The sequence below is a fragment of the Nocardioides panzhihuensis genome (genome assembly GCF_013408335.1).
Classification (GTDB): domain Bacteria; phylum Actinomycetota; class Actinomycetes; order Propionibacteriales; family Nocardioidaceae; genus Nocardioides; species Nocardioides panzhihuensis.
Genome location: NZ_JACBZR010000001.1, coordinates 4,191,745 through 4,216,284, shown reverse-complemented (window position 1 = coordinate 4,216,284; position 24,540 = coordinate 4,191,745). Strand labels below are relative to the sequence as shown.

Annotated in this window: 20 protein-coding genes; 9 read left to right on the top strand and 11 right to left on the bottom strand. The window is 69.4% G+C overall.

The features are described 5' to 3' along the window. Positions 1-47: 47 nt before the first annotated feature. Positions 48-1,349, bottom strand: a complete 1,302-nt coding sequence (locus tag BJ988_RS19920; protein ID WP_179659667.1) for a cytochrome P450 — start codon at positions 1,347-1,349, stop codon at positions 48-50. A gap of 136 nt (positions 1,350-1,485) precedes the next feature. After that, positions 1,486-2,400, bottom strand: coding sequence for an alpha/beta hydrolase (locus BJ988_RS19915; RefSeq protein WP_246321534.1), 915 nt, complete (start codon positions 2,398-2,400; stop codon positions 1,486-1,488). Between the two features lie 117 nt (positions 2,401-2,517). Here BJ988_RS19915 and BJ988_RS19910 point away from each other — a divergent pair, with 117 nt between their 5' ends. Next, complete coding sequence (locus BJ988_RS19910; RefSeq protein ID WP_179659665.1) at positions 2,518-4,215, top strand: ATP-binding cassette domain-containing protein; 1,698 nt, start codon at positions 2,518-2,520, stop codon at positions 4,213-4,215. After that, entirely contained in the window at positions 4,212-5,243 is a 1,032-nt protein-coding gene (locus tag BJ988_RS19905) for a GNAT family N-acetyltransferase (RefSeq protein ID WP_179659664.1), read from the top strand. The genes BJ988_RS19910 and BJ988_RS19905 overlap by 4 nt, the downstream gene beginning before the upstream one ends. Before the next feature lie 132 nt (positions 5,244-5,375). On the opposite strand, the gene BJ988_RS19900 is transcribed toward BJ988_RS19905, so the two are convergent. Further along, positions 5,376-6,713 (bottom strand): S1C family serine protease, encoded by a 1,338-nt coding sequence (locus BJ988_RS19900; RefSeq protein ID WP_246321533.1) that lies wholly within the window; start codon positions 6,711-6,713, stop codon positions 5,376-5,378. Positions 6,714-6,802: 89 nt separating this feature from the next. Then, the gene (locus BJ988_RS19895; RefSeq protein WP_179659663.1) at positions 6,803-7,342 is read right to left on the bottom strand and encodes a MarR family winged helix-turn-helix transcriptional regulator; all 540 of its coding nucleotides are present in this window, start codon (positions 7,340-7,342) and stop codon (positions 6,803-6,805) included. 69 nt (positions 7,343-7,411) lie between these two features. Between BJ988_RS19895 and BJ988_RS19890 the strand changes: the two genes are divergently transcribed. Then, positions 7,412-8,650: an MFS transporter gene (locus BJ988_RS19890; RefSeq protein ID WP_179659662.1), complete on the top strand. Its 1,239-nt coding sequence runs from the start codon at positions 7,412-7,414 to the stop codon at positions 8,648-8,650. A gap of 9 nt (positions 8,651-8,659) precedes the next feature. On the opposite strand, the gene BJ988_RS19885 is transcribed toward BJ988_RS19890, so the two are convergent. The 4 genes from BJ988_RS19885 to BJ988_RS19870 form a co-directional block, all read right to left on the bottom strand. Further along, a complete protein-coding gene (locus tag BJ988_RS19885) occupies positions 8,660-9,265 on the bottom strand; it encodes an HAD-IA family hydrolase (RefSeq protein WP_179659661.1) in 606 nt (201 codons plus the stop codon). Between the two features lie 90 nt (positions 9,266-9,355). Further along, a complete protein-coding gene (locus BJ988_RS19880; protein WP_179659660.1) occupies positions 9,356-10,660 on the bottom strand; it encodes a citrate synthase in 1,305 nt (434 codons plus the stop codon). A 69-nt stretch (positions 10,661-10,729) separates the two neighbouring features. Beyond that, a complete protein-coding gene (locus BJ988_RS19875; protein ID WP_179659659.1) occupies positions 10,730-10,921 on the bottom strand; it encodes a hypothetical protein in 192 nt (63 codons plus the stop codon). A gap of 62 nt (positions 10,922-10,983) precedes the next feature. Beyond that, positions 10,984-11,988, bottom strand: a complete 1,005-nt coding sequence (locus tag BJ988_RS19870; protein WP_179659658.1) for an alpha/beta hydrolase — start codon at positions 11,986-11,988, stop codon at positions 10,984-10,986. A 129-nt stretch (positions 11,989-12,117) separates the two neighbouring features. Between BJ988_RS19870 and hrpA the strand changes: the two genes are divergently transcribed. The 4 genes from hrpA (at position 12,118) to BJ988_RS19850 (ending at position 18,875) form a co-directional block, all read left to right on the top strand. After that, positions 12,118-16,029: an ATP-dependent RNA helicase HrpA gene (hrpA, locus tag BJ988_RS19865; RefSeq protein WP_246321532.1), complete on the top strand. Its 3,912-nt coding sequence runs from the start codon at positions 12,118-12,120 to the stop codon at positions 16,027-16,029. Between the two features lie 123 nt (positions 16,030-16,152). Beyond that, positions 16,153-16,749 carry a hypothetical protein gene (locus tag BJ988_RS19860; protein ID WP_246321531.1) on the top strand — a complete coding sequence of 199 codons (597 nt, stop codon included), beginning with the start codon at positions 16,153-16,155 and terminating at the stop codon, positions 16,747-16,749. Positions 16,750-16,980: 231 nt separating this feature from the next. Then, positions 16,981-17,391, top strand: coding sequence for a type II toxin-antitoxin system PemK/MazF family toxin (locus tag BJ988_RS19855; RefSeq protein WP_179659656.1), 411 nt, complete (start codon positions 16,981-16,983; stop codon positions 17,389-17,391). 155 nt (positions 17,392-17,546) lie between these two features. Beyond that, positions 17,547-18,875: an extracellular solute-binding protein gene (locus BJ988_RS19850; RefSeq protein WP_179659655.1), complete on the top strand. Its 1,329-nt coding sequence runs from the start codon at positions 17,547-17,549 to the stop codon at positions 18,873-18,875. 192 nt (positions 18,876-19,067) lie between these two features. On the opposite strand, the gene BJ988_RS19845 is transcribed toward BJ988_RS19850, so the two are convergent. After that, positions 19,068-20,369, bottom strand: a complete 1,302-nt coding sequence (locus BJ988_RS19845; RefSeq protein WP_343051700.1) for an HRDC domain-containing protein — start codon at positions 20,367-20,369, stop codon at positions 19,068-19,070. A gap of 79 nt (positions 20,370-20,448) precedes the next feature. Then, positions 20,449-21,087, bottom strand: coding sequence for a DUF3000 domain-containing protein (locus BJ988_RS19840; protein WP_179659654.1), 639 nt, complete (start codon positions 21,085-21,087; stop codon positions 20,449-20,451). Between the two features lie 70 nt (positions 21,088-21,157). On the opposite strand from BJ988_RS19840, the gene hemE reads away from it, so the two are divergent. Further along, positions 21,158-22,228, top strand: coding sequence for a uroporphyrinogen decarboxylase (hemE, locus tag BJ988_RS19835; RefSeq protein ID WP_343051699.1), 1,071 nt, complete (start codon positions 21,158-21,160; stop codon positions 22,226-22,228). Here the strand turns inward: hemE and BJ988_RS19830 are convergent. Then, positions 22,207-23,121, bottom strand: coding sequence for a LysR substrate-binding domain-containing protein (locus tag BJ988_RS19830; protein ID WP_179659653.1), 915 nt, complete (start codon positions 23,119-23,121; stop codon positions 22,207-22,209). The two genes, hemE and BJ988_RS19830, sit on opposite strands and share 22 nt — an antisense overlap. A 145-nt stretch (positions 23,122-23,266) precedes the next feature. On the opposite strand from BJ988_RS19830, the gene BJ988_RS19825 reads away from it, so the two are divergent. Next, positions 23,267-24,523: an acyl-CoA dehydrogenase family protein gene (locus BJ988_RS19825; RefSeq protein ID WP_179659652.1), complete on the top strand. Its 1,257-nt coding sequence runs from the start codon at positions 23,267-23,269 to the stop codon at positions 24,521-24,523. Positions 24,524-24,540: the final 17 nt, after the last annotated feature.

Genomic DNA, 24,540 nt, shown 5'->3' with positions numbered 1-24,540 from the left:
CAGCGGGAATCTTGGTGAGAACGAGCCGACTCGGCGGGATTCGGGAATCAGACCGGGACGGGCTCCTTGGCCAGCCGGACCGGGAGGCGGTCGAGGCTGTAGACGACCGAGAGGTCGCGCCAGCCGAGGTCGCCGGGGTCGGCGGTGGCCATGGACAGGTCGGGGAAGCGGCGGGCGAGGCCGGTGAGGGCGGCGCGGAGCTCCATGCGGGCCAGCTCGGCGCCGACGCAGCGGTGCATGCCGTGGCCGAAGGCGAAGTGCATCGTGTCGGCGTTGCGGAGGTCGAACTGCTCCGGCTTCGGAACCACCGCGGGGTCGCGGTTGGCGCCGGTGAGGCTGACCAGGACCACGGCGCCCTTCTTGACCGGCAGGCCGAAGAGGTCGTGGTCCTCGCGGGCGAACCGCGGGAAGGCGAGCTGCACCGGGCACAGGTAGCGGAGCAGCTCCTCGACGACCTTGTCGACCCCGGCCCTGTCGCCGGAGCGCAGGATCTCGTACGCCTCGGGGTTCTGCATCAGGACGTAGGCGCCCATGGAGAGCATAGAGGCGGAGGTCTCATAGCCCCCGAGGAAGACGCCGTCGGCGAGACCGCCGAGCTCGACGTCGTCGTACTCCGAGCCCTTGTTGCGGATGATCTCGCCGATCATGCCCTCACCGGGGTTCGCGCGCTGCTGGCGGACCTGCTCGATGAGGAACGTCCTGGTCTCGGTGGCGGCGCCGAAGGACCCGGCGCTACCTTCCGACAGGTCGAACCGGGCCATGCCGAGCTTGTGGAACTCCTCGCGTACGTCCTCGGGCATGCCCAGCAGCTCGCAGATCACCCGGAACGGGATCTCGAAGCCGAAGTGCTGGACCAGGTCGACCTCGGGGCCGTGGGCCTCCATGTCGTCGAGAGCGTCGGTGACGATCCGGTCGATCATCTCGGTCAGACGACCCAGGCGTCGCATGGTGAACTCCGGCGTCAGCAGCCCGCGGAGCTTGGTGTGGTCGGGCGCGTCGGTCATGCCGAGACCGCCGATGCCCTCGGCGTCGGTGCGCTTGCGGGTGCCGAGCAGGTGGCGCATGTCGTTGGAGTAGGCGGTCTTGTCGGCCAGCACGTGCTTGGACTCGGCATGGCCGGTGACCAGCACGATGTCGAGCCCGAGCACCGCGCCGAGCTTGGTGACCGGCGCCTGCTCGCGGCTCTCGGCGAGCATCGGCACCGGGTCGACGCCGTTACGGAGCAGCGGGAAGGTCAGATGCTCGGGGATCTTGCGCAGCGTGGTGATGTCGGGGATCGGCGACTCCTTGCCCCGCATCGCGAACTGCAGGGCAAGCTTGCGGACCCGCTCGGTCAGTGGTCGCGTCATCGCCCGTAGAGAGGAACGTGCCTGGGCAGCAATCTGCATGCGGCCCAGTCTGGACCATCGTCAGTGCACGGTCATCAGGAATACCCCTGGTTTCACGGTATGTCCTGAATCACCCCCCGGGGGGTACGCCCCGGGTTCAGCCGTGGAGCACAGCCCTGAACAGCGCGCAGGTCTCCTCGATCGCGAGCTGTGCCGTCTGCGAATGCTGGCCCATCGCGAAGAAGCCGTGGATGAGACCGTCACAGTGCAGGTAGGTGGTGGGGACCCCTGAGCTCTCCAGTGCCTTGGCGTACGCGATGCCCTCATCGCGCAGCGGGTCGAACTCCGCTGTCACCACGACAGCCGGTGCCAGCCCCGCCAGGTTGCCCTTGATCGGGCTGATCCGCGGGTCGGCGCGGTCGGAGCCACCGACGTAGTTGTCGGAGAACCACTTCATCGTCGGCAGCTCGAGGAAGTAGCCGTGACCATTCTCCGCGTAGGAGGGGTAGCCGCTGGTCATGTCCGTCGTCGGGTAGATCAGCAGCTGGCCGGCGAGCTCGCGCCCCTCGGCCCGGAAGACCTGGGCGACCACGGTCGACAGGTTGCCGCCGGCACTGTCGCCGGCGACAGCCACCCGACCGTCGCCCCCGAGCGTCGTCGCGTTGTCGCTGACCCAGCGGGCGGCCGCCAGCGCATCGTCGTAGGCGGCGGGGAAGGGATCCTCAGGAGCGAGGCGGTAGTCGACGGAGACGACCACGGCGTCGCAGATGGAGGCGAGGTTGCGGGCCTGGTCCTCGTGGGTGTCGAGGTCGCCGACGACCCAGCCGCCGCCGTGGAACATCACAATCGTCGGCAGCGGCCCCTCCGTGGTGGGCCGATAGATGCGTACGTCCAGGTCGCCGGCCGGACCTGGGATCACCGAGCTCTCGACCGAGGCGACGGGTGGAAGTGGGACGCCCTCGCTCAGTGCGCGGAAGAGCGCTCGTGCCGTCGGCGGGTCGTACGACTCCAAGGGCTCGCCCTTTGCGAAGAGGGTGAGCAGGTCGGCGATCTGGCTGTCGAGCGGAGGCATGGCGTAAGTCATATCGGTAATCGCTGAAATGTGTCGAGCATCACGTTCTGCTGATGGGACCGTTCTACCCAACCGGGCCGGAATAACCATTCGACACGGATGCCAGACTGGACGGCTGTGGGACATGTGGATGTTGCTGGAGTGCGGTTCCAGCTGCCCGATGGGCGAGTGCTTCTCGATGACGTCTCCTTCCGGGTGGGAGAGGGCGCGAAGGTGGCGTTGGTCGGTGCCAACGGCGCCGGAAAGACCACGCTGCTGCGGATCGTCACCGGGGAGCTGACCCCGACGGCCGGATCCGTGGTGCGGTCGGGCGGACTCGGCGTGATGCGGCAGATGGTGGGCAAGGACTCCTCGACCGTCGGTGAGCTGCTGCTCTCCGTGGCGCCCGTGCGGGTGCGCGAGGCGGCGGCGGCCGTGGAGGCGTGCGAGCTGGAGCTGATGTCCTCGGAGGAGGAACGGCTGCAGATGCGGTACGCGACGGCGCTGGCCGAGTACGCCGACGCCGGCGGCTACGACCTCGAGGTCGTCTGGGACGTCTGCACCATGGCCGGGCTCGGCGTCCCCTACGACCGCGCCCGCTACCGCTCCCTGGACACCCTCTCGGGCGGCGAGCAGAAGAGGCTGGTGCTCGAGTTTCTGCTGCGCGGCCCCGACGAGGTGCTGCTCCTCGACGAGCCGGACAACTTCCTCGACGTGCCCGGCAAGATCTGGCTGGAGCAGCGCATCCGGGAGTCCCCGAAGACGATCCTCTACGTCAGTCACGACCGTGAGCTCCTGGACAACACCGCGACCAGGGTGGTCACGGTCGAGCTCGGCGCGTCCGGCGCCGGCAACAGCACGTGGACGCACCCTGGTGGGTTCGCGTCCTACCACGAGGCACGCAAGGACCGGTTCCTGCGGTTCGAGGAGCTGCGCCGACGCTGGGACGAGGAGCACGCCAAGATCAAGGCCCTGGTCCTGCGGCTGAAGGTCAAGTCGGAGTACAACGACGGGATGTCCAGCCAGTACCGGGCGGCCCAGACCCGGCTCCGGAAGTTCGAGGAGGCCGGCCCGCCCGTCGAGCAGCCACGTGAGCAGGCGGTGGAGATGCGGCTGCGCGGCGGCCGCACCGGCAAGCGGGCGGTGGTCTGCGAGGCGCTCGAGCTCAGCGGACTGATGAGGCCTTTCGACCTGGAGGTCTGGTACGGCGAGCGGGTCGCTGTGCTGGGCTCCAACGGCTCGGGCAAGTCCCACTTCCTGCGGCTGCTCGCCCGCGGCGGCACAGACCCGGACGTGGAGCACCGCCCGGTCGAGGACACCCCCATCGAGCCGGTCCGCCACCGTGGCAAGGCGAAGCTCGGCGCCCGTGTGCGGCCGGGCTGGTTCGTGCAGACCCATGCCCATCCGGAGCTGGTGGGGCGTACGTTGCTCGACATCCTCCATCGCGGGGAGGTCACGCCCGACGGGCGCGGGCGTTCGGGGATGGGTCGCGAGGCGGCCTCGCGGGTCCTGGACCGCTACGAGCTCGCCCACGCCTCCGAGCAGACCTTCGACTCGCTCTCCGGCGGGCAGCAGGCGCGTTTCCAGATCCTCCTGCTCGAGCTGAGCGGCGCCACCCTGCTGCTGCTCGACGAGCCGACCGACAACCTGGACGTCCAGTCGGCCGAGGCTCTGGAGGCCGGGCTGGAGTCGTTCGACGGCACGGTCATCGCGGTCACCCACGACCGCTGGTTCGCCCGTGGCTTCGACCGGTTCCTGGTCTACGGCGCGAACGGAGACGTCTACGAGTCCCCGGAGCCGGTCTGGGACGAGACGAGAGTGGAGAGGTCCCGATGAGTGAGCTGGTGATCGAGCGGGTCGACCCGTTCGACGACGACGTCTTCGATGCGTGGTACGACGTGATGACCGCGTCGTGGCTCGACGTACGCGGCCCGGACGCAGACCTGTGGGCGCGTGAGGAGCAGCGCGTCGAGCTGCAGCAGCAGACCGAGAAGACCGACCGGAGGGCGTACGTCGGCCGGGTCGGTGGCGAGGCGGTCGCCGCCGCCTGGATGGCCATGCCGCTGCTGGACAACCTCCACCGGGCGACGATCGTGGTGGCGGTGCTGCCGGTTCACCGTCGACAGGGCCACGGCACCAGCCTGCTCGACCATGTCGAGGCGGCGGCGCGGGCCCAGGGGCGTACGTCGCTGACGGGGGAGCTCTGGTGGCCCTGGTCGCTCGGGTCGAGCGGTGAGGGCTCGCCGGGACGGGAGTTCGGGCTCGCCCGGGGCTATGCGGCCGCGCTGGTCGAGGTACGCCGCCTGCTGCGGCTCCCGGTGCCGGGCGACATCCTCGACCGGCTGGCGGCGCAGGCCGCCGAACGGCACGGTTCCTACACGCTGCGGTCCTGGGTCGGCCGGGTGCCCGACGACATCGTCGAGAGCTGGGCGGTGCTCGACGCCAGCCTGGAGACCGAAGCGCCGACCGGGGACCTGGACATCGAGGCGCCAGAACCCGATGTGGCGAAGGTGCGCGAGATGGAGGAGCTGGTCGCTGCCCAGAAGCGGACCCTCTACCACACGGTGGCGCTGGACCCGCAGGGTCAGGTGGTGGCCTACACCGTGATCGGCTACTCCAGCCTGGACGGCAACAGCTATCAGTGGGGCACCCTGGTCGAGGAGGCTCACCGGGGCCACCGGCTCGGGCTGGCGGTGAAGGTCGCCAACCTCAGGCTGCTCCAGTCCGAGCGGCCCGAGGTGCCGACCCTGACGACGTACAACGCCGAGGTCAACGGCCACATGATCTCGGTCAACGAGGCCATGGGCTTCGAGCCGATCGAGTGGCTGTGCAGCATCCAGAAGCAGATAGCCGAGCCGAGCTGACCGAGCCGAAACGAGCCCGAGCCGAAAACGAGCCCGTGCGCCTCGCGCCCGGTCAGAGACGGGCACGAGGCGCTCGATCGTTGGCACCCCGCGACGCTGAGGCCCTGCGGACCCCAGCGTCTTACGGGGAGATCAGGAGGTCCCGGAAGATGCGTCGGAGTCCAGCGTGACCTTCGCGGTCTGCTCCTCGCCGTTGCGGACCCAGGTCACCTCGACCTCGTCGTCCGGGCGGTAGGAGCGGACGGTCGCCACGAGCGAGTCCGACCCGGTGATGATGTGGTCGTCGACCTTCGTGATGACGTCGCCCTTCTCGAGGCCCGCCTTCTCGGCGGTGCTGCCCTCGCCGACCTCCTGGACCTGCGCCCCGGTGACCGAGGTCTGGCCGCTCTGAGCCGCGGGGGCGTCAGAGACCGAGATGCCGAACTGAGCGTGGGTGGCCTGCTCGCCCTTCTCGAGCTGCTCGACGATCGGACGGATCTCGTCGATCGGGATGGCGAACCCGATACCGATCGAGCCCGCGTCCTGGCCGCCTCCACCCGAGGTGGAGCGGATCGAGGCGTTGATGCCGACGAGGTTTCCGTTGAGGTCGACGAGCGCCCCACCGGAGTTGCCCGGGTTGATCGCCGCGTCGGTCTGCACCGCGGGGTAGACGGTCGCCGCCCCGCTCTGGTCGACGCCGACGTTGACTGGACGGTCGAGCGCGCTCACGATGCCGGTGGTCACCGTGGAGTCGAGACCGAAGGGGGAGCCGATCGCCACGACGCTCTGTCCGACGGTGAGGTTGTCGGACTTGCCGATCGTGATCGGCGTCAAGCCGGAGACGCCCTCGGCCTTGATCACGGCGGTGTCGGTGAGCGGGTCGGTGCCGAGGACCTCGGCGGAGGCCGACGTACCGTCGTTGAAGTCGACCGTCACGGTGCCGCCGTCGGCGGCCAGCTCGACCACGTGGTTGTTGGTCAGGATCGTGCCGTCGGAGGAGATGACGACCCCGGAGCCGGAGCCGGAGCCCTGCTGGGAGGTGACCTCGATCTTCACCACGGAGGGGAGCACCTTGGCCGAGACCTTCTCGATGCTGCCCTCGGGGATCTTCGCGTCGACGACCTGCGAGGTGGCCGGGGTGTTCGCCCCGCCGCCGATGCCGTCACCGGCGAGGGCGTCGTAGATCGCCGCACCGCCGACGCCGGCAGTGCCACCGGCGACCAGCGCCCCGGCGAGGACCGCGGCGACGAGACCGGCTCGGCCGGCCCCGCGCTTCTTGACGGGTGGGCCGGGCGTCCACGGTGTGCCGGGCGAGCCGGGCACGGACGGCATGGTCGCGGTCTGGGCCGGCGGGGGTGCGTACGGGCCGGCGGGAGGCTGGGGAGACGACTGGGCGGACGACTGGGCGGACGGCTGGGCGGTTCCGGCGGGAGCCGGGGGAGTCCACTGAGGCGGGGTCCCACTCGGCTGCTGAGAAGGGATGTCGGTCATGTGATCGAGTCTGACCAGCGTCCCTGTGAGCCGGCTGAGACGGGGCTATGCGGTGCCGAAGAGAAGAACGACTCCTCTCAGGGATCCGACTAGTGGTCCTCGATCCGCAGGGTCACCTGCTTGAGCAGATCCGCCAGGTCCGTACGCCGCTTCGGGCTCAAGGCCTCCAGCAGCCTGGTCTCGGCCTCACCGCGCAGGTCCATCGCCCGGCGCCAGATCTCGATGCCGGCCTTGGTCGCCTCGACGCTGATCTTGCGGCGATCCTCGACCGACGCCGTACGCCGCAGCCATCCGGCCTTCTCCATGCTGTCGAGTCGTCCCGTCATCCCGGCCGGACTGATGTCGAGGTCCTTCGCGAGGGCGGTGGGCGAGGCGTGGCCGGGGGTGTCTCTGATCATCAGCATGTGGAGCGTCTTGTACTCGAAGTCGGCGAGCCCGACCTCGCTCGCCGCGGCTGCTCGAGCGTCGTTGAAGAACTTCGCGATGGTCCCGATCCGCACCGTGATCGCCTCGACCTCGTCGTCGAAGTCGATGTCGAGCCAGTGGTCGCGCCAGCGGGCCACGTGGCGGTCGGCCCCGTCATCGGCGAGGTCATCGGCGACGGTCTCTGCGGGTTGCGTCTCGGACATGGCCCGAGCCTACCCTTCGCCACCTGATAATTCGCTGGCGAATAGTTCGTCAGCGAAGTACCTTGGAGCATGACCGCCACGACCGAACCAGCGACCAAGCGTCGCTCGCCGCTGAGGCATCGCAACTTCCGCCGGCTCGTGACCGGCACGGCGTCCTCGTCGCTGGGCAACGCGGTAACCCCGATCGCGCTCGCGTTCGCGGTGCTCGACCTCGGCGGGACCGTCACCCAGCTGGGCATCGTGGAGGCCATCTTCGCGACCTGCCAGGTGGTGACCACGCTGGTCGGTGGTGTGCTCGGTGACCGGGTCTCGCGCAAGGTGATGATGGAGGGCACCGCGGCGATCAGCGCCGTCGTGATCGGATCGCTGGCGGCGACGGTGATCCTCGGCGTCGCCACGATCCCCTCGATCGCGGTGATGGGAGGCCTCGCCGGTGTCGTCGCCGCGCTCAACCAGCCCTCGGCGATGGCGATGACCAAGGTCGTCGTACCGGCCGACGAGCTCGGTGCTGCCGTCTCGCTCCGGTCGCTGCTCCAGACCACCGCCGCGACTGTCGGCTACGCCCTTGGTGGTGTGCTCGTCGCGGTGGTCGGTTCCGGCTGGGCGATCGCGGTCGACGCGCTGACCTTCGTCGTCGCGGCCGTCGCCTACGGCGGTATGCGCGTGCCCCATGAACGCCCGGCCCACAAGGCGTCGATGCTCAGCGACCTCGCCGAGGGCTTCCGCGAGGTGATGCGGCACTCGTGGCTGTGGTTCCTGATCCTGCAGGCCCTGCTCTACCACCTGTTCTGGTCGGGTGCGCACAGCGTGCTCGGTCCGATCGTCGTGGGGGAGGGGATCGGCCGGGCGTCGTGGGGCTTCGCGCTGGCCGCGCTGATGGCCGGCTTCATCGTCGGCGGTCTGTTCTGCCTGAGGTTCCGGCCGCGCCGGCTGCTCTCCGTGGGAGTGATCTTCCTTGCGATGACCGGCCTCTTTCCGGTCGCGATGGCCGTCTCGGACACGCTCTGGCCGATCCTTCTCGGGGCGTTCCTGCACGGGTTCGGCCTGCAGGTCTTCGACATCTTCTGGCAGATCGCGATCCAGCAGGAGATCCCCGAGGAGAAGCTCTCCCGGGTCTACTCGTTCGACATCGTGGGCTCGTTCGTCGCCCGTCCACTCGGTCTGGCGCTCGTCGGACCGGTCGCCGTAGTGGTGGGCTTCGACACCTGGCTCCTCGTGGTCGCCGCGGTGATCTCCGGGAGCGCCCTGCTGTCGATGTCATTCGCAGGCGTACGCCGCCTCGAGCGCGCGCCCGAGCAGACCGTCTAGGACAGGCTTCTAGAGCGGGAGGCCGAGCGAGACCAGGTCCCGGCGGAGCTGCTCGGCCCCGGTGAACTGGAACGCCTGCATGCCCGCCGCCGCGGCGGCGGCCACGTTGGCGACACTGTCGTCGATGAAGGCCAGCCGCTCCAGCGGGATCCCGGCGCGCTCGGCGACGAGCCGGTAGATCGCCGGGTCGGGCTTGGCCAGCCTCTCCTGCCCGGAGACGACGACGTCGCGGAACAGCTCGATCACGTCGTACGTCGCGGGAGCATGCGGATAGAGCTCGGCCGACCAGTTGGTCAGGCCGACCTGTGGGACGCCGGCGGCGGCGAGCTCGCGGACCAGCTCATGGGTCCCGGGGACCGGGCCGAGGAGCGCGAGCGGGAAGTTGTCGACGTACGCCGCCCCGGCCGCGAGCCACTCGGGCGCCTCCGTCTCGAGCACGGTGAGCGCCTGGGCCCAGGTGCGGCCGGCGTCCTGGGCGTAGTTCCACGACCCGAAGTCGTAGGACCCGAGGAATGCGCGGGCGTCGGCGTCACCGACCCCGGCCGCGATCGCTGGAAGCGGGTCCCAGCGGATGAGGACGTTGCCGAAGTCCCAGACGACTGCATCTACCTGCATATTGCTCCCGCGCTGCTCGTCTCGAGTCGGCGCAATACGGTCCTCGCTTCGCTCCGGTCCGTTTGCGCCGACTCGAGCCTGGCTAAGCGCTCACGCCCAACGAACATCGCGCGGGACGAAGGTGAGACCGCGCTCGCCGGTGTAGATCTGCTTCGGACGGGCGATCTTCTGCTCCTTGTCCTGGACGAGCTCCAGCCACTGGGAGAGCCAGCCCGGCGTACGCCCGATGGCGAACAGCACGGTGAACATCTCGGGCGGGAACTCAAGGGCCTCGTAGATCAGGCCGGAGTAGAAGTCGACGTTGGGGTAGAGCTTGCGCTTGACGAAGTACTCGTCCTCGAGCGCGATCTTCTCCAGCTCCATCGCGATGTTGAGCAGCGGGTTGGTGCCGGTGACCTCGAAGACGTTGAGCGCCTGCTGCTTGATGATCGTCGCGCGCGGGTCGTAGTTCTTGTAGACCCGGTGGCCGAAGCCCATCAGCCGCTCGTTGCCGGCCTTGACACCCTCGATGAAGGCGGGGATGTTCTCCACCTTGCCGATGCGGCGCAGCATCCGGAGCACGGCCTCGTTGGCGCCACCGTGGAGCGGGCCGAAGAGCGCGCCGACGCCGGCAGCGACCGAGGAGTAGGGGTCGACCTGGGTCGAGCCCACGCTGCGGACCGCGTTGGCGGAGGCGTTCTGCTCGTGGTCGGCGTGCAGGATGAAGAGCGTGTCGAGCGCCTTCTCGATGCGGTCGTCCGAGGCGTACTTGCTCTCGCTCATCTTGAAGAGCATCGAGAGGAAGTTGCCGGTGTAGGACAGGTCGTTGTCGGGGTAGACGTACGGCTTGCCCTGGGCGTGCCGGAAGGCCCAGGCGCCCAGCGTCGGCATCTTGGCGATCAACCGGATGATCTGCAGGCGACGGTTGTCGGGGTCGGAGATGTTGGCGGCGTCCGGGTAGAACGTCGACATCGCACCGACCGACGCCATGAGCATGCCCATCGGGTGGGCGTCATAGCGGAAGCCCTGCATGAACTCCTTGATGTTCTCGTGCACGAACGTGTGGAAGGTGATCTCGTGCACCCACGCGTCGTACTCCTCCTTGGTCGGCAGCGCGCCGTGGACCAGGAGATAGGAGACCTCTAGGAAGCTCGACTTCTCCGCGAGCTGCTCGATGGGATAGCCCCGATACTCGAGCACGCCCTTGTCACCGTCGATGAAGGTGACGGAAGATCGGCAAGAAGCGGTGTTGACGAAGCCGGGGTCATAGACGGCCAGGCCAGAACCTTCTTCGTCGGTGGCCGGGTCAGCGGCCTTGATCTTCCCCAGGTCGGCGGCGCGGATGGTGCCGTCGGTGATCGGGATGTCGTACTCCACCCCGGTGCGGTTGTCACGCACTGTTAGAGATTCGGTCACGATCAGCAACGGTAACCCTCTTGAAATCCCCTACGTAACTCGGCGTCCCACCCATTGGCCGATTTCGGCTCAGAATCGGAGCCTGTCCCGCGCCGGTCTGGTGTCGCCGGAGGGCTCCTCTTCGCCGAAACGGGTCAGCGCGTCGCGCAATCGATGGAGGTCGACAACGGTCTGTACCGACCGCTCGTTCAGGGCCTCGTCCTCTCCGCGGAGCACACGCAGCGCATCCTGGACATCGATCTCGCTCGGCTCCCCGGTCATGGGGACATAATCTAGGTGGCCGGACCAAGACTCGCCTAGCGCGGAGGCGACACGGCCGCGGATCAGCCTTCGAGCGCCCGCCGGAAGAACTCGTCACGGGTCGCGAGCGAGGCACGGGAGACGGCAGCGTTCCCGGCCATCATGTCGAACCCGTGGAAGCCGCCACCCCACATGTGGAGGTCGACGCTCACGCCGGCCTCCGAGAGCCGCCGGGCGTAGGTCAGTGTCTCGTCGCGGAACGTCTCCGCGGAGCCGGTGTCGAGGTAGGTGCGGGGAAGACCGGTGAGGTCCTCAGCGCGTGCGGGTGCTGCGTACGGGGAGACGTCGGGACCGCCGCGACGGTCGCCGAGCAGGGCCGTCCAGCCGAAGAGGTTGGCGTTGCGATCCCAGAGACCCTCGTCGTCGAGCATCCGGCTGCTGTGGGTCTCGAACCGGTCGTCGAGCATCGGGCAGATGAGGATCTGATGGCTCAGCCTCGGGAAGGCCCGGTCACGGGCGAGCAGCGCCGTGCCGGCGGCGAGACCACCACCGGCGCTCGTCCCCGCGATCATGATGCGCTCGGGGTCGACGCCGAGATCAGCCGCGTTCTTGGCGGTCCAGACCAGGCCGGCGTAGCAGTCCTCCACGGGTGCGGGGTCGGGATGCTCCGGGGCGAGGCGGTACTCCACCGACACGACGACGGCGTGGCCGTCGGCGACGTACGGGAGGAAGGTCTCCACGCCGAGCCGGCGGTTGCCGATCACCATTCCGCCGCCGTGGGCGTGGTAGATCGCCGGCCGCGGCGGCCCGTCGACGGCTGGGCTCAGGATCAGCACGGTGACGTCGGGTGCGCCCTCGGGGCCGGGGACCTGACGCTCCTCGACCCTGATCGCACCACCCACGGTCAGGTCCACCGGCTCCACGCCGGGCAGGCCCTCGGCGCTGAGCTGACGTATCAGCGCGAGGTTCTCGGCAGAGAAGGTCGACACGTCCTGCCGTGCCGCCTCGAGGACCGGCACGAGCTCCGGATCGAACGGGGGTCGGGCGGGGGTGTCGGGGAAGATCTGGTCGGTGGGGGTCTCGGTCATGGAGGCCAACTCCTTCGTGAACGGGAGTACCCAGCCTCCTCCGCCACCATGAGTCACGGAACCCGGCCTGCGGCACAGGAGAAACCGATGTGCGGTCGAGGGGTACGCCGGGGGAGAATGGGTGACCTCATGTCCGATGCCGACCAGACCGCCGCCCCCTCCGTCGCGATCACCTACCCAGCCGAGCTCCCGGTCACCCAGCGCCGCGAGGACATCGCCGCGGCCATCCGTGACCACCAGGTCGTGATCGTCGCCGGCGAGACCGGGTCGGGAAAGACGACGCAGCTGCCCAAGATCTGCCTGGAGCTCGGGCGCGGATCTGCCGGACTGATCGGGCACACCCAGCCGCGCCGGATCGCGGCACGATCGGTGGCGGAGCGGATCGCCTCGGAGCTCGGCACCGAGCTCGGGGATCTCGTGGGCTACCAGGTGCGGTTCATGGACAAGTCGTCGGCGGCCTCTCGGATCAAGCTGATGACCGACGGCATCCTGCTCGCCGAGCTGCAGCGCGACCGCGACCTGCGTCGCTACGACACGATCATCATCGACGAGGCCCACGAGCGATCGCTGAACATCGACTTCCTGCTGGGCTATCTGCGCCGGCTGCTGCCGCGGCGACCCGACCTGAAGCTGATCATCACCTCCGCGACGATCGACCCGGAGCGGTTCGCCGCCCACTTCGCCGAAGCTTCGGGCGAGCCGGCGCCGATCATCGAGGTCTCCGGCCGCACCTACCCTGTCGAGGTCCGCTACCGACCGCTGATGGAGTTCTCCGAGGAAGACGAGGAGGGCGAGGTCGTCGTCCGCGACCAGACCGAGGCGATCGTCGACGCGGTCAAGGAGCTCTCCGCCGAGGGACCCGGCGACGTGCTCGTCTTCCTGCCGGGCGAGCGGGAGATCCGCGATGCCGCCGACGCGCTCTCGGACGCGCTCGGGCTGAACAAGGGGCGCTCCGGCGCGGGGCTGGTCGAGATCGTCCCGCTGTTCTCCCGGCTGTCGGCCGCCGATCAGCACCGCGTCTTCTCGTCCCACACCGGCCGCCGGATCGTGCTGGCGACCAACGTCGCCGAGACCTCGCTGACGGTCCCCGGGATCAAGTACGTCGTCGACACCGGTGTCGCCCGCGTCTCCCGCTACTCCGCACGCACCAAGGTGCAGCGGCTGCCCATCGAGCCGATCTCCCAGGCCTCGGCCAACCAGCGCTCTGGACGTACGGGGCGGGTCCAGGCGGGCATCGCGATCCGGCTCTACTCCAAGGAGGACTTCGAGGGACGGCCGGAGTTCACCGACCCGGAGATCCTGCGTACGAACCTGGCCTCCGTCATCTTGCAGATGGCCTCCCTCGGGCTGGGGGACATCGCCCGGTTCCCCTTCGTGGAGGCGCCGGACCGGCGCAACATCACCGCCGGCGTACAGCTTCTCGAGGAGCTCGGCGCGATGCACGGGGAACGGCTGACGAAGCTGGGCCGGCGGCTGGCCAGGCTGCCGATCGACCCGCGGCTGGCGCGGATGGTGCTCGAGGGCGAGCGGCTCGGCTGCGTACGCGACGTCATCGTGGTCGCGTCCGCCCTCTCGCTCCAGGACCCGCGCGAGCGGCCCGGGCAGGATCACCCCAAGGAGCAGGCCCAGGCCGACCAGCTGCACGCGCGGTTCAAGGACGAGACCTCCGACTTCCTCACCTGGCTCAACCTGTGGCGGTATCTGAAGGAGCAGCAGCACGAGCTCTCCTCGAGCGCGTTCCGGCGGCTGTGCAAGCGGGAGTTCCTGCACTACGTACGCGTCCGGGAGTGGCAGGACCTGGAGTCGCAGCTGCGTCAGGTGTGCCGGGAGATGAAGATCGACCTCGGCAAGGCTCCGGTGGTCGAGCGTGTCGAGCGTGTCGAGACGGTCGAGGCCGCCGAGTCCGCCGACGGGGAGCGCTCCGCTGCGTACGACGCCGACGGGATCCACCAGGCGCTGCTCTCCGGGCTGCTCTCGCACATCGGTGCGCTGGAGGAACGGGACAAGAAGGCCGAGGCCGCGCGAGCACGGGAGAAGCGGCGGCCGGGGCCACGGGAGTACGAGGGCGCCCGCGGGGCGAAGTTCGCGATCTTCCCCGGGTCGGCCCTGCACCGGAAGAACCCCCAGTTCGTGATGTCCGCCGAGCTCGTCGAGACCTCCCGCCTCTGGGCCCGGCAGAACGCCGCGATCAAGCCGGAGTGGGCCGAGCAGCTCGGTAAAGACCTGGTCAAACGCACCTACTCCGAGCCGCACTGGTCCCAGAAGCGCGCCTCGGTGATGGCGCGGGAGAAGGTGACCCTCTACGGCGTGCCGCTGGTCGCCGACCGTCCCGTCGCCTTCGGCAAGGTCGATCCCGAGCTGAGCCGGGAGCTGTTCATCAGGCATGCCCTGGTCTACGGGGAGTGGCGTACGAATCACCGCTTCCTCCGTGACAACGCGAAGCTCGTCGAGGAGGCCGAGGAGCTCGAGCACCGTGCCCGGCGCCGCGACATCGTGGTCGACGAGCACACGCTCTTCGACTTCTACGACCGCCGGCTTCCGGCCTCCATCGTCTCGGGGGCGCACTTCGACCAGTGGTGGAAGCAGGCGCGGCGGGAGACGCCGGACCTGCTCACCTTCGAGCTGTCGATGCTCACCAACGAGGCTGCCGGGGAGGTGCGCGAGAGCGACTTCCCGGCCGAGTGGGCTCTGCAGAACCCGGGAGGTGGCCCGCTCACGTTCCCGCTGAGCTACCACTTCGAGCCGGGCACGGCCGACGACGGGCTGACCATCGACGTACCCGTCGCCACGCTCAACCGCGTCGGCGCCGAGGACTTCTCCTGGCTGGTGCCCGGGTTGCGCGAGGAGCTGGTGACCGCACTGATCCGGTCGCTCCCCAAGCAGCTCCGGGTCAGCTTCGTGCCTGCCCCGGACAAGGCGCGTGCCTTCCTGAAGGAGACCCCACCGGGGGAGGAGCCGCTGCTGACCGCGCTGGAGCGCTGGGCGCGCTCGACCGCGGGCGTGCACATCCCCCGAGAGGCCTGGGACTGGGCCAAGGTGCCCGAGCACCTGCGCCCGACCTACCGGGTCGTCGGCGAGGACGGTCGCGAGACGGCCAAGGGCAAGGACCTCGACGCGCTCAAGGCCCCGCTCGAGGGCGAGTTCGAGGCCGCGATCGCCGAGGTCGCCGCATCGGCCGGTCACACCCGCACCGGCGAGACGACGTGGGTCTTCGGGACGATCGAGACCACGGTCACCGAGAAGCGTGCCGGCCACGAGGTCACCGTCTTCCCGTGCCTGGTCGACGAGGGCACGACGGTCGGCCTCATGGTCGCCGGGACGGCGGAGGAGGCCGAGGCGCGCCATCGCCTGGGGGTCGTACGCCTGCTTCTGCTCGCCCTCCCAGATGTCGGCAAGCAGGTCGTCGACAGCCTCTCGACCATGGAGAAGCTCGCGCTGGCAGGCTCTCCCTACCCGAGCGCCGCCGAGCTCGTCGAGGACTGTCGGGCTGCCGTCGTCCGCCAGATCGTCGATGCCCGTCCGCTGCCCCGGACCCCGCAGGCGTACGACGCGCTGCTGGCCGCCGCTGGGACGCGGGCCGACCTGGCCGCGGCCGCCCGCGCGGTCCTCGCCGACGTGATGCGGGCGCTCGAGGCGTATCGCGAGACCGACAAGGCGCTCTCCGGACGGGCCGACATGTTCCAGCTCCCCGCCCTGACCGACATGAAGGACCAGCTTGCCCGCCTGGTGCACCGCGGCTTCGTCGCGGAGGCGGGTGCGCAGCAGATCAGGCGGTATCCGACCTATCTGAAGGCCATCGTCGAGCGCCGCCGCAAGCTCGATGCCGACCTCCGCACCGACCGCACGACCCACGACCGGATCGCCTCCCTCCAGGACGCCTATCTGCACCAGGTCGCGGCTCTGCCCGAGGGCCGGCCGCCGGGACCGAGGCTGCGGCAGGTGCGGTGGATGCTCGAGGAGTACCGCGTCCAGCTCTGGGCCCAGCAGCTCGGCACCGCGGAGAAGGTCTCTGACGCGCGGATCCGCAAGCTGCTGGGGTAGCGCTTGGCCGGTGTAACTCAGTGTGTAACACGCTGTTCGTAGGACTTTCCGGTCGTTCCCATAGGGCGAGTAGTCCTACGAACGACGTGTTACATGCGTGCTGCGGCCGGTACGCTCGATCTGATGCCCAGAGAGTTTCATTCGCCGATGCGTCCCGGGGACGGCTTCTTCGACTCCATCCTCGGGGGAGACGACCCTGCCCTGGTGCAGGAGGCGGCCGACGCTGCGGCGACCGCCCTCGTGCGCGGTGCGCGGGAGAGCGACGACCCGGCTGTCGTCGAGCGGATCCTCCATCTGGCCGAGTCGGAGGGCATCGAGACGATCGCGGAGGTCTGGTCGAGCTCGCCGGCGGAGTCGCTGGCCGGGTGCCTGTGGCGGCTCTACCTGCTCCGCAGCTGGGTGTACGCCGATCCGGTCGGCGCAGCCCGCGAGTTCGAGGCCGGACGGACCAAGGCTCAGGTAGCGCAGGTCGTGGCCGGCGTCGCCGAACCTCCGGGGCCGCAGGAGCTCAAGACGATGGTCGACGAGGTCCTGCGCGGTATCGCCGGCAGCGACTTCGCGGTGGTGCTCCTCCGTGCTGCCGCGTTCGCCCGCGTCATCGCCGCCGGTCGGGCGGCGCTGGACCCGGATGCAGCCGCCACGAACGTACGCAGCGTGCTGCAGCTCTCCGAGCAGCTCGAGGCTGCGGGCCACGCGGAGCTCGAGCACCGGTTGGCCTAGAGGCTTGCCGAGGCGTGTGCGGTAGCCTCCTGTTCACTTTGATGCGGCTGGGTTGGAAGCACCGTTACACTGGTGCTTGAACACGTCGGGCTGCGGCAGCCCCGGGTCCCAACTTCAGCCGCTTCGAGCGGCCTTGCGCCGTGAGGCGCTCCCGGTCCGGCGTGTTCATCATCTTTTGCGGTGCGCCTCGGCTGGGCGGCCACGACGCCAGCCATCTACCGAGGAGCCGAAGTGACCGACACGCAGCCGTCCCCGCGCGAGGGCGTCATCTCCTACGAACCCGAGATCGGTGACGGCAATGCCGACCCGGGCGAGGTCGTCTGGGGCTGGGTGCCGTACGAGGACGACGAGACCAAAGGCAAGGACCGGCCGGTTCTGGTGATCGGGCAGCGGGCCGGCGTACTTCTCTGCCTGATGCTGACCAGCAAGGACCACGACCGTGACGAGGCGCAGGAGGCGCGGCACGGTCGGCACTGGATGGATGTGGGCACCGGCGGCTGGGACCGCCAGGGCAGGCCCTCCGAGGTCCGCCTGGACCGGCTGATCCGGATGGACCCCGCCGACGTACGCCGTGAAGGCGATGTGCTGTCCAAGGCGATCTTCGACGATGTGATCAAGGCCGCACGCGAGCACCTCGGCTGAGGCCGTTCTCAGGCTCTGCTTCTCAGGATCTGTCCAGGTACGTATCGTAAAGTGAATCGCTGGTAAACCGGGCCCTGTGGTTCCATCACAGACCCGGTCCTGGTGTTCAGATGGAGGAAATGGTGCGGCGCACGCGGCTGGCAACGGCGCTTATGGTGACGGTTCTCTCGGCCTCCCTCGCGGCCTGCGGTGGTGAGCCCGCAGCGAAGCCCTCGCCGAGCCCTACGACGAAGGCCCCGGCGAAGGTGAAGCTCGTCTTCGGGGTCTCCGGCCACAAGGCGCTGGTCGACACCTACAAGCAGCTGGCGGCCGAGTACACCCAGGAAGTCCCCAACGTCACCGTCGAGGTGAAGTCGTGGCCGACCGAGGACCAGCTCACCGCGGCGCTCAACAGCGGCGAGAAGGTCGACGTCGTGCTGACCCCGCGTGCCGATGTCGAGAAGTTCGCCGAGGACAAGCTGATCCAGCCGGTGGACACCCTGCTCGAGGCCCGCAACGTCGACTTCGGCGACAAGTACTCCCGTGAGGCGATGGAGGACTTCTCCGTCGATCGCCGCCTCGAGTGCATGCCCTACTCCGTCTCACCGCAGGTCGTCTACGTCAACACCGGGCTGATCGACTTCGAGACCATGAAGGAAGAGGGGCTGCCCACCCCCAGCCTCCGGGCCGATGGCACCCTTCGTGGCTGGACCCTCGAGCAGTTCAGCTCGGCGATGGCCTACGCCGCCGAGCACAACAAGGGTGTCCGGGGCACCTACGTCGAGCAGAACCTCTCCTCGATGATGCCTTGGCTCGCCGGCGCGGGAGCGACCCTCTTCGACGACCCGCTGGCCCCGACGACCACCGCGATGGGGGACTCGGCCGGTGCTTACGAGGAGCTGGTCGCGGCGCTCAACGAGCCCAACGTGCTGGCCAGCCCGAAGGATCTCGGCGGGCGCACCCCGTTCCAGGCGTTCAAGCAGGGCCGCCTGGTCGCGCTGGCCGGCGACCGATCCCTGGTCTCGGAGCTTCGGGCGACCGAAGGGATGGAGTGGGATGTCATGCCGATGCCGGGTGGCAACGGCACCACCGGTGACTACGCCGGACTGTGCATGGGCGCAGAGGCCGCCGACCCGGATGCCACCGCCGACTTCCTCACCTACCTGATCTCGACCGAGTCGGTCGTCAGGATGGTCCGCACCGGCCACTTCGTGCCGGTGAACTCCGAGGTCGGCTACGCCCCGGTCTTCACCCAGCCCGAGCGCAACCCCAAGAACGCCCGCATCTTCACCGACACCGTGCGTGACATGCAGGTCCTGCCCGAGGCCACCCAGCTCGCTCAGCTGCAGAAGATCGTCGCCGCCCCTGTCCGAGGATCGTTCACGGCCACCGAGCCCGAGCAGATCGAGGAGTTCGCAGCCCAGATCGACGAGCTCTCCAAGACCGTCTTCCCCCAGCCGACGCCTTCGACCTCGCCGTCGCCCTCCATCTCCCCGAGCTCTTAGCTGCCGAGGCGTCACCTACGTCGGCCGAGGCGTCAAGTACGTCGGCCGAGGCGTCGGTTAGGTCGGCCGACGCGTCACGTCGATGCCAACTCGGCCGACGTGCCTGACGCTTCGGCCGACGGGCCTGACGCTTCGCGCGGTCACTCCCTCGCTCGGCGCGAGCGGACGAGCAAGCTCGCCGCTCGACCTCACTCAGTTCGTCTCGGCGTGGAGCACGGCGTCGGTGAGGAGCGGGGCGGTGAGGGCGATCTGCCAGCCACGGGCGCCGAAGCCGGAGAGGATCTCGATGATGCCGTCGAGCAGGGCGCCGGGATCGCGGGTCTTCGGCGGCGTCCACATGGCACGGCGGAGGAAGTCGGGGGTGAGCAGATTCTCGGCGGGAAGGTGGCGGGCCTCGGCGAGGGCGTTGACGGACTCACGCGCGAGCGTGAGCCGACGCGCGGCGACCGGGTCCTTGTCGGCCCACGCGCGCGGCGGGGGAGGGCCCTCGGTCCGCGGCGAACGCACCGGGAGCTCGTCCTCGTCCATCGAGACGGCGCGGTTGAGCGCTTTGACCCAGGAGGTCACATAGCGCTCCGCGCCTCGGCCGTGGAAACCCTTCAACCCGAGCAGCGCGGCCTTGTCCTGCGGGACATCCTGCGCGGCGATCACGATCGCGGCGTCGGGGATGATCCGGCTCGGGGTGACGTCGCGCTGCTGCGCGATCCGGTCGCGCTCGGTCCACAGCTCGCGCACCGCGGCGAGGCCGCGGCGGCCGCGGACCCGGTGCATGCCCGAGGTGCGCCGCCAGGCATCGGTGCGCACCGGCGCCTCGAAGCCGCGCAGCCAGTCGAACTCCTGGCGTGCCCAGGTCTCCTTGCCCTGCGAGACGAGCTCGGCGGCCAGCGCGTCACGCAGCTCGACGAGGACTTCGACGTCGAGCGCGGCGTACTCCAGCCAGGCTTCCGGCAGCGGCCGGGTCGACCAGTCGGCCGCGGAGTGCTCCTTGAGCATGGTGAAGCCGAGCACCGTCTCGACCAGAGTGCCGAGGCCGACGCGCGGATAGCCCAGCAGGCGTCCCGCGAGCTCGGTGTCGAACAGGGCCGAGGGATGCAGGCCGAGGTCGCTGAGGCAGGGGAGGTCCTGGGTGGCGGCGTGCAGGATCCACTCGGTGCCCTCGAGTGCGTCGATCAGCGGCTGCATGGTGGTCAACCCGATCGGGTCGATCAACCAGATCCCGGAGCCTTCGCGGCGCAGCTGGATCAGGTAGGCGCGGTTGGAGTAGCGATAGCCCGAGGCGCGCTCGGCGTCGATCCCGACCGGCCCGGAGCCGGCGGCGATGGCCGCGGCGGCCTTGGCCAGGCCCTCATCGGTGTCGGTGACCGGAGGCAGCCCGTCGCGCAGGGTCAGCAACGGCGCCGGAGGGGACTCCTCCACGGGCTCCTCTGCGGAATCCTCCACGGACTCCGTCGCGTCGTCCGGGTCCGTCTCTGCCGCGGCGTTGTCCTCGGTCACTCCTCCACCTCCGTTGCGCAAGCGCAAGGATACGGACGCGGCGGCATGCTGGCGCGGTGGGTCACTCGCTGGTGCTCGATCACGCGCCTCGCTGCCCGCGCCGGCTCGGAATGACGGTGACACCCTCCGGCACAGGAGGAAGACCCGCGGCCGTGCAGAGCAGCTCGCCCCATGCCTCGGTGTGCGGGCCCAGGTCCAGGTCACCCGAGTCCGACGCCACCGGCGTCCAGGAGGCGCGGATCTCGATCTGGGCGGTGCCGTCCTCCTCGGCCATCCCGCCGTAGGACTCGGTGGCGACCCGGGTGACGGTGCCTGCGGCGGCGACGTGCTCGGCGCCATGACCGGACAGGGCGTCGACAAGCCAGGACCAGCCGACGTCGCCCAGCAGCGGATCGCTGATGTGCTCGACGTCGATGTCGGCCCGTACGTACGCCACCAGCCGGAACATTCCGGGCAGCCCGCGCACCGTGCCCCAGGCGTCGTTGCCGTCTGGGTCGTGCAGCAGGATCAGACGTCCGGTCGCCACATCCACGTCGTCGACGGTCACGTCGGCCGACAACGCCGCGGCGTGCGGAGCGATCCGCTGCGGCGCCGGCATCTCCTCGACCAGCAGCTCGGGCCGGAAGGTCGCGGCGCGCATGCCCTCCGCGGCGGACCGGAACGCGGCCGGGCCGCTCTCCGGCCCCGCGGTGGGACGCGACTCTCCACGGACGACCATGTGAACAGCGTATGTCTTCTCCACGATTCGCGATGTGCGTACACGCCGCACCGGGTGGGACCATTGCCGTGTGGTTGAGATCAGCACCTCCGACGCGCTCGCATCCTCCCCGTTCCTGCAGGCGCTGGCAGGGCAGAAGCCGAGCCGTACGCCGGTGTGGTTCATGCGCCAGGCCGGCCGTTCGCTGCCTGAGTACCTGAAGGTGCGCGAGGGCATCGGCATGCTCGAGTCCTGCCAGAACGCCGAGCTGATCACCGAGATCACCCTCCAGCCCGTACGTCGCTACGGGGTCGACGCGGCCATCTTCTTCTCCGACATCGTGCTGCCGCTGAAGGCGGTCGGGGTCGACCTCGACATCAAGCCCGGTGTCGGCCCGGTCATCGCCAACCCGGTGCGCACCCTGGCCGACGTGGCGGCGATCCCGGACCTGACGCCGGAGCACGTCACCTACATCACCGAGGCCGTCCAGAACCTCACCGGCGAGCTGGCCGGCATCAACGGCGGCACCCCGCTGATCGGCTTCGCCGGTGCCCCGTTCACCGTCGCCTCCTACCTGGTCGAGGGTGGCCCCTCGAAGGAGTACGCCAAGACCAAGGCGATGATGTTCGGTGCCCCCGACGTGTGGGACGCCCTGATGCGCAAGATCGCCGGCATCTCCGGTGCGTTCCTGGAGGTCCAGGTCCGCGCGGGTGCCTCCGCGGTGCAGCTCTTCGACTCCTGGGCCGGCGCCTGCACGCCCGCCGACTACGAGCGCCACGTGCTGCCCTACTCCAAGGATGTGCTGGCCCGCGTCGGTGAGCTCGGCGTCCCGCGGATCCACTTCGGCGTCAACTCCGCCATGCTGCTGCCCCTGATGGGCTCGGCCGGTGCCGAGGTCGTCGGTGTCGACTGGCGTACGCCGCTGGACTGGGCGATCGGACAGCTCGGCGACGGCTTCGGTGTCCAGGGCAACCTCGACCCCGCCCTCGTCTTCGCGCCCACCGAGGTGATGCTCGAGCAGGCCGGGAAGATCATCGAGACGGGGCGTACGGCCAAGGGTCACGTCTTCAACCTCGGCCACGGCGTCATCCCGACCACCGACCCCGACCAGCTCGCCCGGCTCACGGAGTTCGTGCAGAGCTACGAGCCGGCCGAGGGCTGAGCGCGGGCAGCGGTCTCGGCCAGCAGGCCGAGGAGACTGCGCGTGCCCGCGGTCGTGCGTGCGTTGTGCCGTTGCACCGCGACCATCGTCACTCGGGAGCGATCTCCGGCAAGAGGACGTACGGTGATGTGCCCGCCGGTCTCGCGCGGGTCCCCGACGACGCTGTAGTCGGGGAGAAGGGTGAGTCCGAGGCCCTCGCCGACCATCATCTTGCCCATCTCGGCGCCATCGGTGGCGTGCCAGTGGTGGGGGAGGTCGCGGCCGAAGACGCGGTGGGCGAAGCGATGCATCAGGTAGCCCGAGCGCATGCCGACGAACGGTTCCTCGCGGAGCTCCTCGACGGTGACCTCGTCACGAGAGGTGAGTCGGTGGGCCGCGGGCAGCGCCACGATCGGACGACCGTGGAGAAGCGCGGTGCCGTCGACCGTCGGCGGTAGGTCGTCGCCGTCGAGCAGGTTGACCAGGCCGACGTCGATGGTGCCCTCGGTCAGGGCGAGGTAGATGTCCTCCTGAACCATGGTGCGCACCTCGACGCTCGTCCGTGGGTGCTCGTCGCCGAATCTCCGCAACGCCGGTAGCAGCACCGTCGAGGTGCCGGCATGGACAGTCCCGACCCGCACCGAGCTGATCCCCGCGCTCCGGTCGCCCGCAGCCAGGCGGAGGCGGTCGACAGCCTCCAGCACATCGGACATCGAGTGGAGCAGCTCCTGGCCCTCGCGGCTGATCTTCGCGCCCGACCGCCGGCGGTCCAGAAGGGTCACGCCGAGCTCCCGCTCGAGCTTCGTGATCGCCTCGCTGAGCGCGGGCTGCGAGATGTGGAGCTGCTCACTCGCGCGGCGCAGCGAGCCGTGCTGTGTCACGGCCGCGACGTACTCCAGCTGCTCGATCCTCACGCTGTCCTCTCGTCAGTCGGTGATCGGTCATCCCGAGCGGGTGATCGGTGATCGCGAGCGTCCAGCCCGCCTCACCATGTTTATTCTCCGGTAACTTGATCGACTAAAGACGGAAACGTTCAAGACGCAAGACTGAGAGGGCGCGATGACAACCGAAGCTGTACGCAACGCCGCGGAGTTCGGCGCGGCACCCACGACCTCGGAGGGCTGGGTCGACCGTGCCCGCGAGGTGGCCACCAGGCTCTCCGCAGACGCGGTCGCCCGCGACCGGGCCAACCAGGTCCCGACGTACGAGGTGAACCTGCTCAAGGAGAGCGGCCTGGTCACCCTGCTCGGCCCCGCCGAGCACGGTGGCGCCGGCCAGGACTGGACGACCGCGCTGCGCGTGGTCCGCGCGGTCGCGGCGGGCGACGGCTCGATCGGGCAGCTGCTCGGCTATCACTACCTGTGGGCCTGGGCGGCGCGGCTGGTCGGCACCCCGGAGCAGATCGCCGCCGTCGAGGAGCTCTACACCGAGAACAACTTCTTCTTCGGTGGCGCGGTGAACCCGCGCGACGACGATCTGGTGATCGAGGTCGAGGGCGACGAGCTCGTCTTCACCGGCCGCAAGTCGTTCTCGACCGGCGGCAGGATCTCCGACCTGACCGTGCTCGAAGGCGTCATCGAGGGAGTAACCGAGCGAAGCGAGGGGAAGCACGTCTTCGCGATCGTCCCGACACAGCAGGAGGCAATCGTCTTCGCCGGCGACTGGGACAACCTCGGCCAGCGGCTCACCGAGTCCGGCGGCGTCGAGATCAACGGCGTCCGGGTCCCCTGGGAGTCCGCAGCCGGCTACGTGAAGCAGCAGGACGGGACGTACGAGTTCGTCCCGCGGGTCTACAACACCCTCAACGTGCCGATCATCCAGCTCATCTTCACCAACTTCTACCTCGGGATCGCGGAGGGCGCCCTGGCGACCGCCGCGACCTACACCCGCGACACCACTCGCGCCTGGCCCTATGCCGGCGACGTCAAGGAGACGGCGAGCGAGGAGTTCTACATCCAGGAGACGTACGGCGACCTGACCTCGAAGCTGTGGGCGGCCCAGGCGCTGGCCGAGCGGGCAGCCGGGTTGATCGAGGCCATCAACTCCCATGCCGACGAGGTCACCGAGCAGGAGCGCGGCGAGGCGGCGGTCGTGATCGCCGCGGCAAAGCAGGTCGCGATCGACGTCGGCCTCGAGGTCGGCACCAAGGTGTACGACCTCACCGGCGCCCGGGCGACCTCCAACAAGGTCGGCCTGGACATCGCGTGGCGCAACATTCGCACCCACTCGCTGCACGACCCGGTGGCGCACAAGCGGGCCGAGGTCGGGCGCTATGCGCTCCTCGGCCAGATCCCGGCGCCGACCTGGTACACGTGAGCCGGCCCTGGGCGACC

What these genes read in the sequence shown, in the direction of transcription:
- BJ988_RS19885 (WP_179659661.1), bottom strand. Translation starts at nt 9,265, where the DNA reads ATGCAGGTAGATGCAGTCGTCTGGGACTTCGGCAACGTCCTCATCCGC.
- BJ988_RS19890 (WP_179659662.1), top strand. Translation starts at nt 7,412, where the DNA reads ATGACCGCCACGACCGAACCAGCGACCAAGCGTCGCTCGCCGCTGAGG.
- BJ988_RS19900 (WP_246321533.1), bottom strand. Translation starts at nt 6,713, where the DNA reads ATGACCGACATCCCTTCTCAGCAGCCGAGTGGGACCCCGCCTCAGTGG.
- BJ988_RS19860 (WP_246321531.1), top strand. Translation starts at nt 16,153, where the DNA reads ATGCCCAGAGAGTTTCATTCGCCGATGCGTCCCGGGGACGGCTTCTTC.
- BJ988_RS19870 (WP_179659658.1), bottom strand. Translation starts at nt 11,988, where the DNA reads ATGACCGAGACCCCCACCGACCAGATCTTCCCCGACACCCCCGCCCGA.
- BJ988_RS19875 (WP_179659659.1), bottom strand. Translation starts at nt 10,921, where the DNA reads ATGACCGGGGAGCCGAGCGAGATCGATGTCCAGGATGCGCTGCGTGTG.
- BJ988_RS19895 (WP_179659663.1), bottom strand. Translation starts at nt 7,342, where the DNA reads ATGTCCGAGACGCAACCCGCAGAGACCGTCGCCGATGACCTCGCCGAT.
- hrpA (WP_246321532.1), top strand. Translation starts at nt 12,118, where the DNA reads ATGTCCGATGCCGACCAGACCGCCGCCCCCTCCGTCGCGATCACCTAC.
- BJ988_RS19915 (WP_246321534.1), bottom strand. Translation starts at nt 2,400, where the DNA reads ATGCCTCCGCTCGACAGCCAGATCGCCGACCTGCTCACCCTCTTCGCA.
- BJ988_RS19905 (WP_179659664.1), top strand. Translation starts at nt 4,212, where the DNA reads ATGAGTGAGCTGGTGATCGAGCGGGTCGACCCGTTCGACGACGACGTC.
- BJ988_RS19920 (WP_179659667.1), bottom strand. Translation starts at nt 1,349, where the DNA reads ATGACGCGACCACTGACCGAGCGGGTCCGCAAGCTTGCCCTGCAGTTC.
- BJ988_RS19825 (WP_179659652.1), top strand. Translation starts at nt 23,267, where the DNA reads ATGACAACCGAAGCTGTACGCAACGCCGCGGAGTTCGGCGCGGCACCC.
- BJ988_RS19840 (WP_179659654.1), bottom strand. Translation starts at nt 21,087, where the DNA reads ATGGTCGTCCGTGGAGAGTCGCGTCCCACCGCGGGGCCGGAGAGCGGC.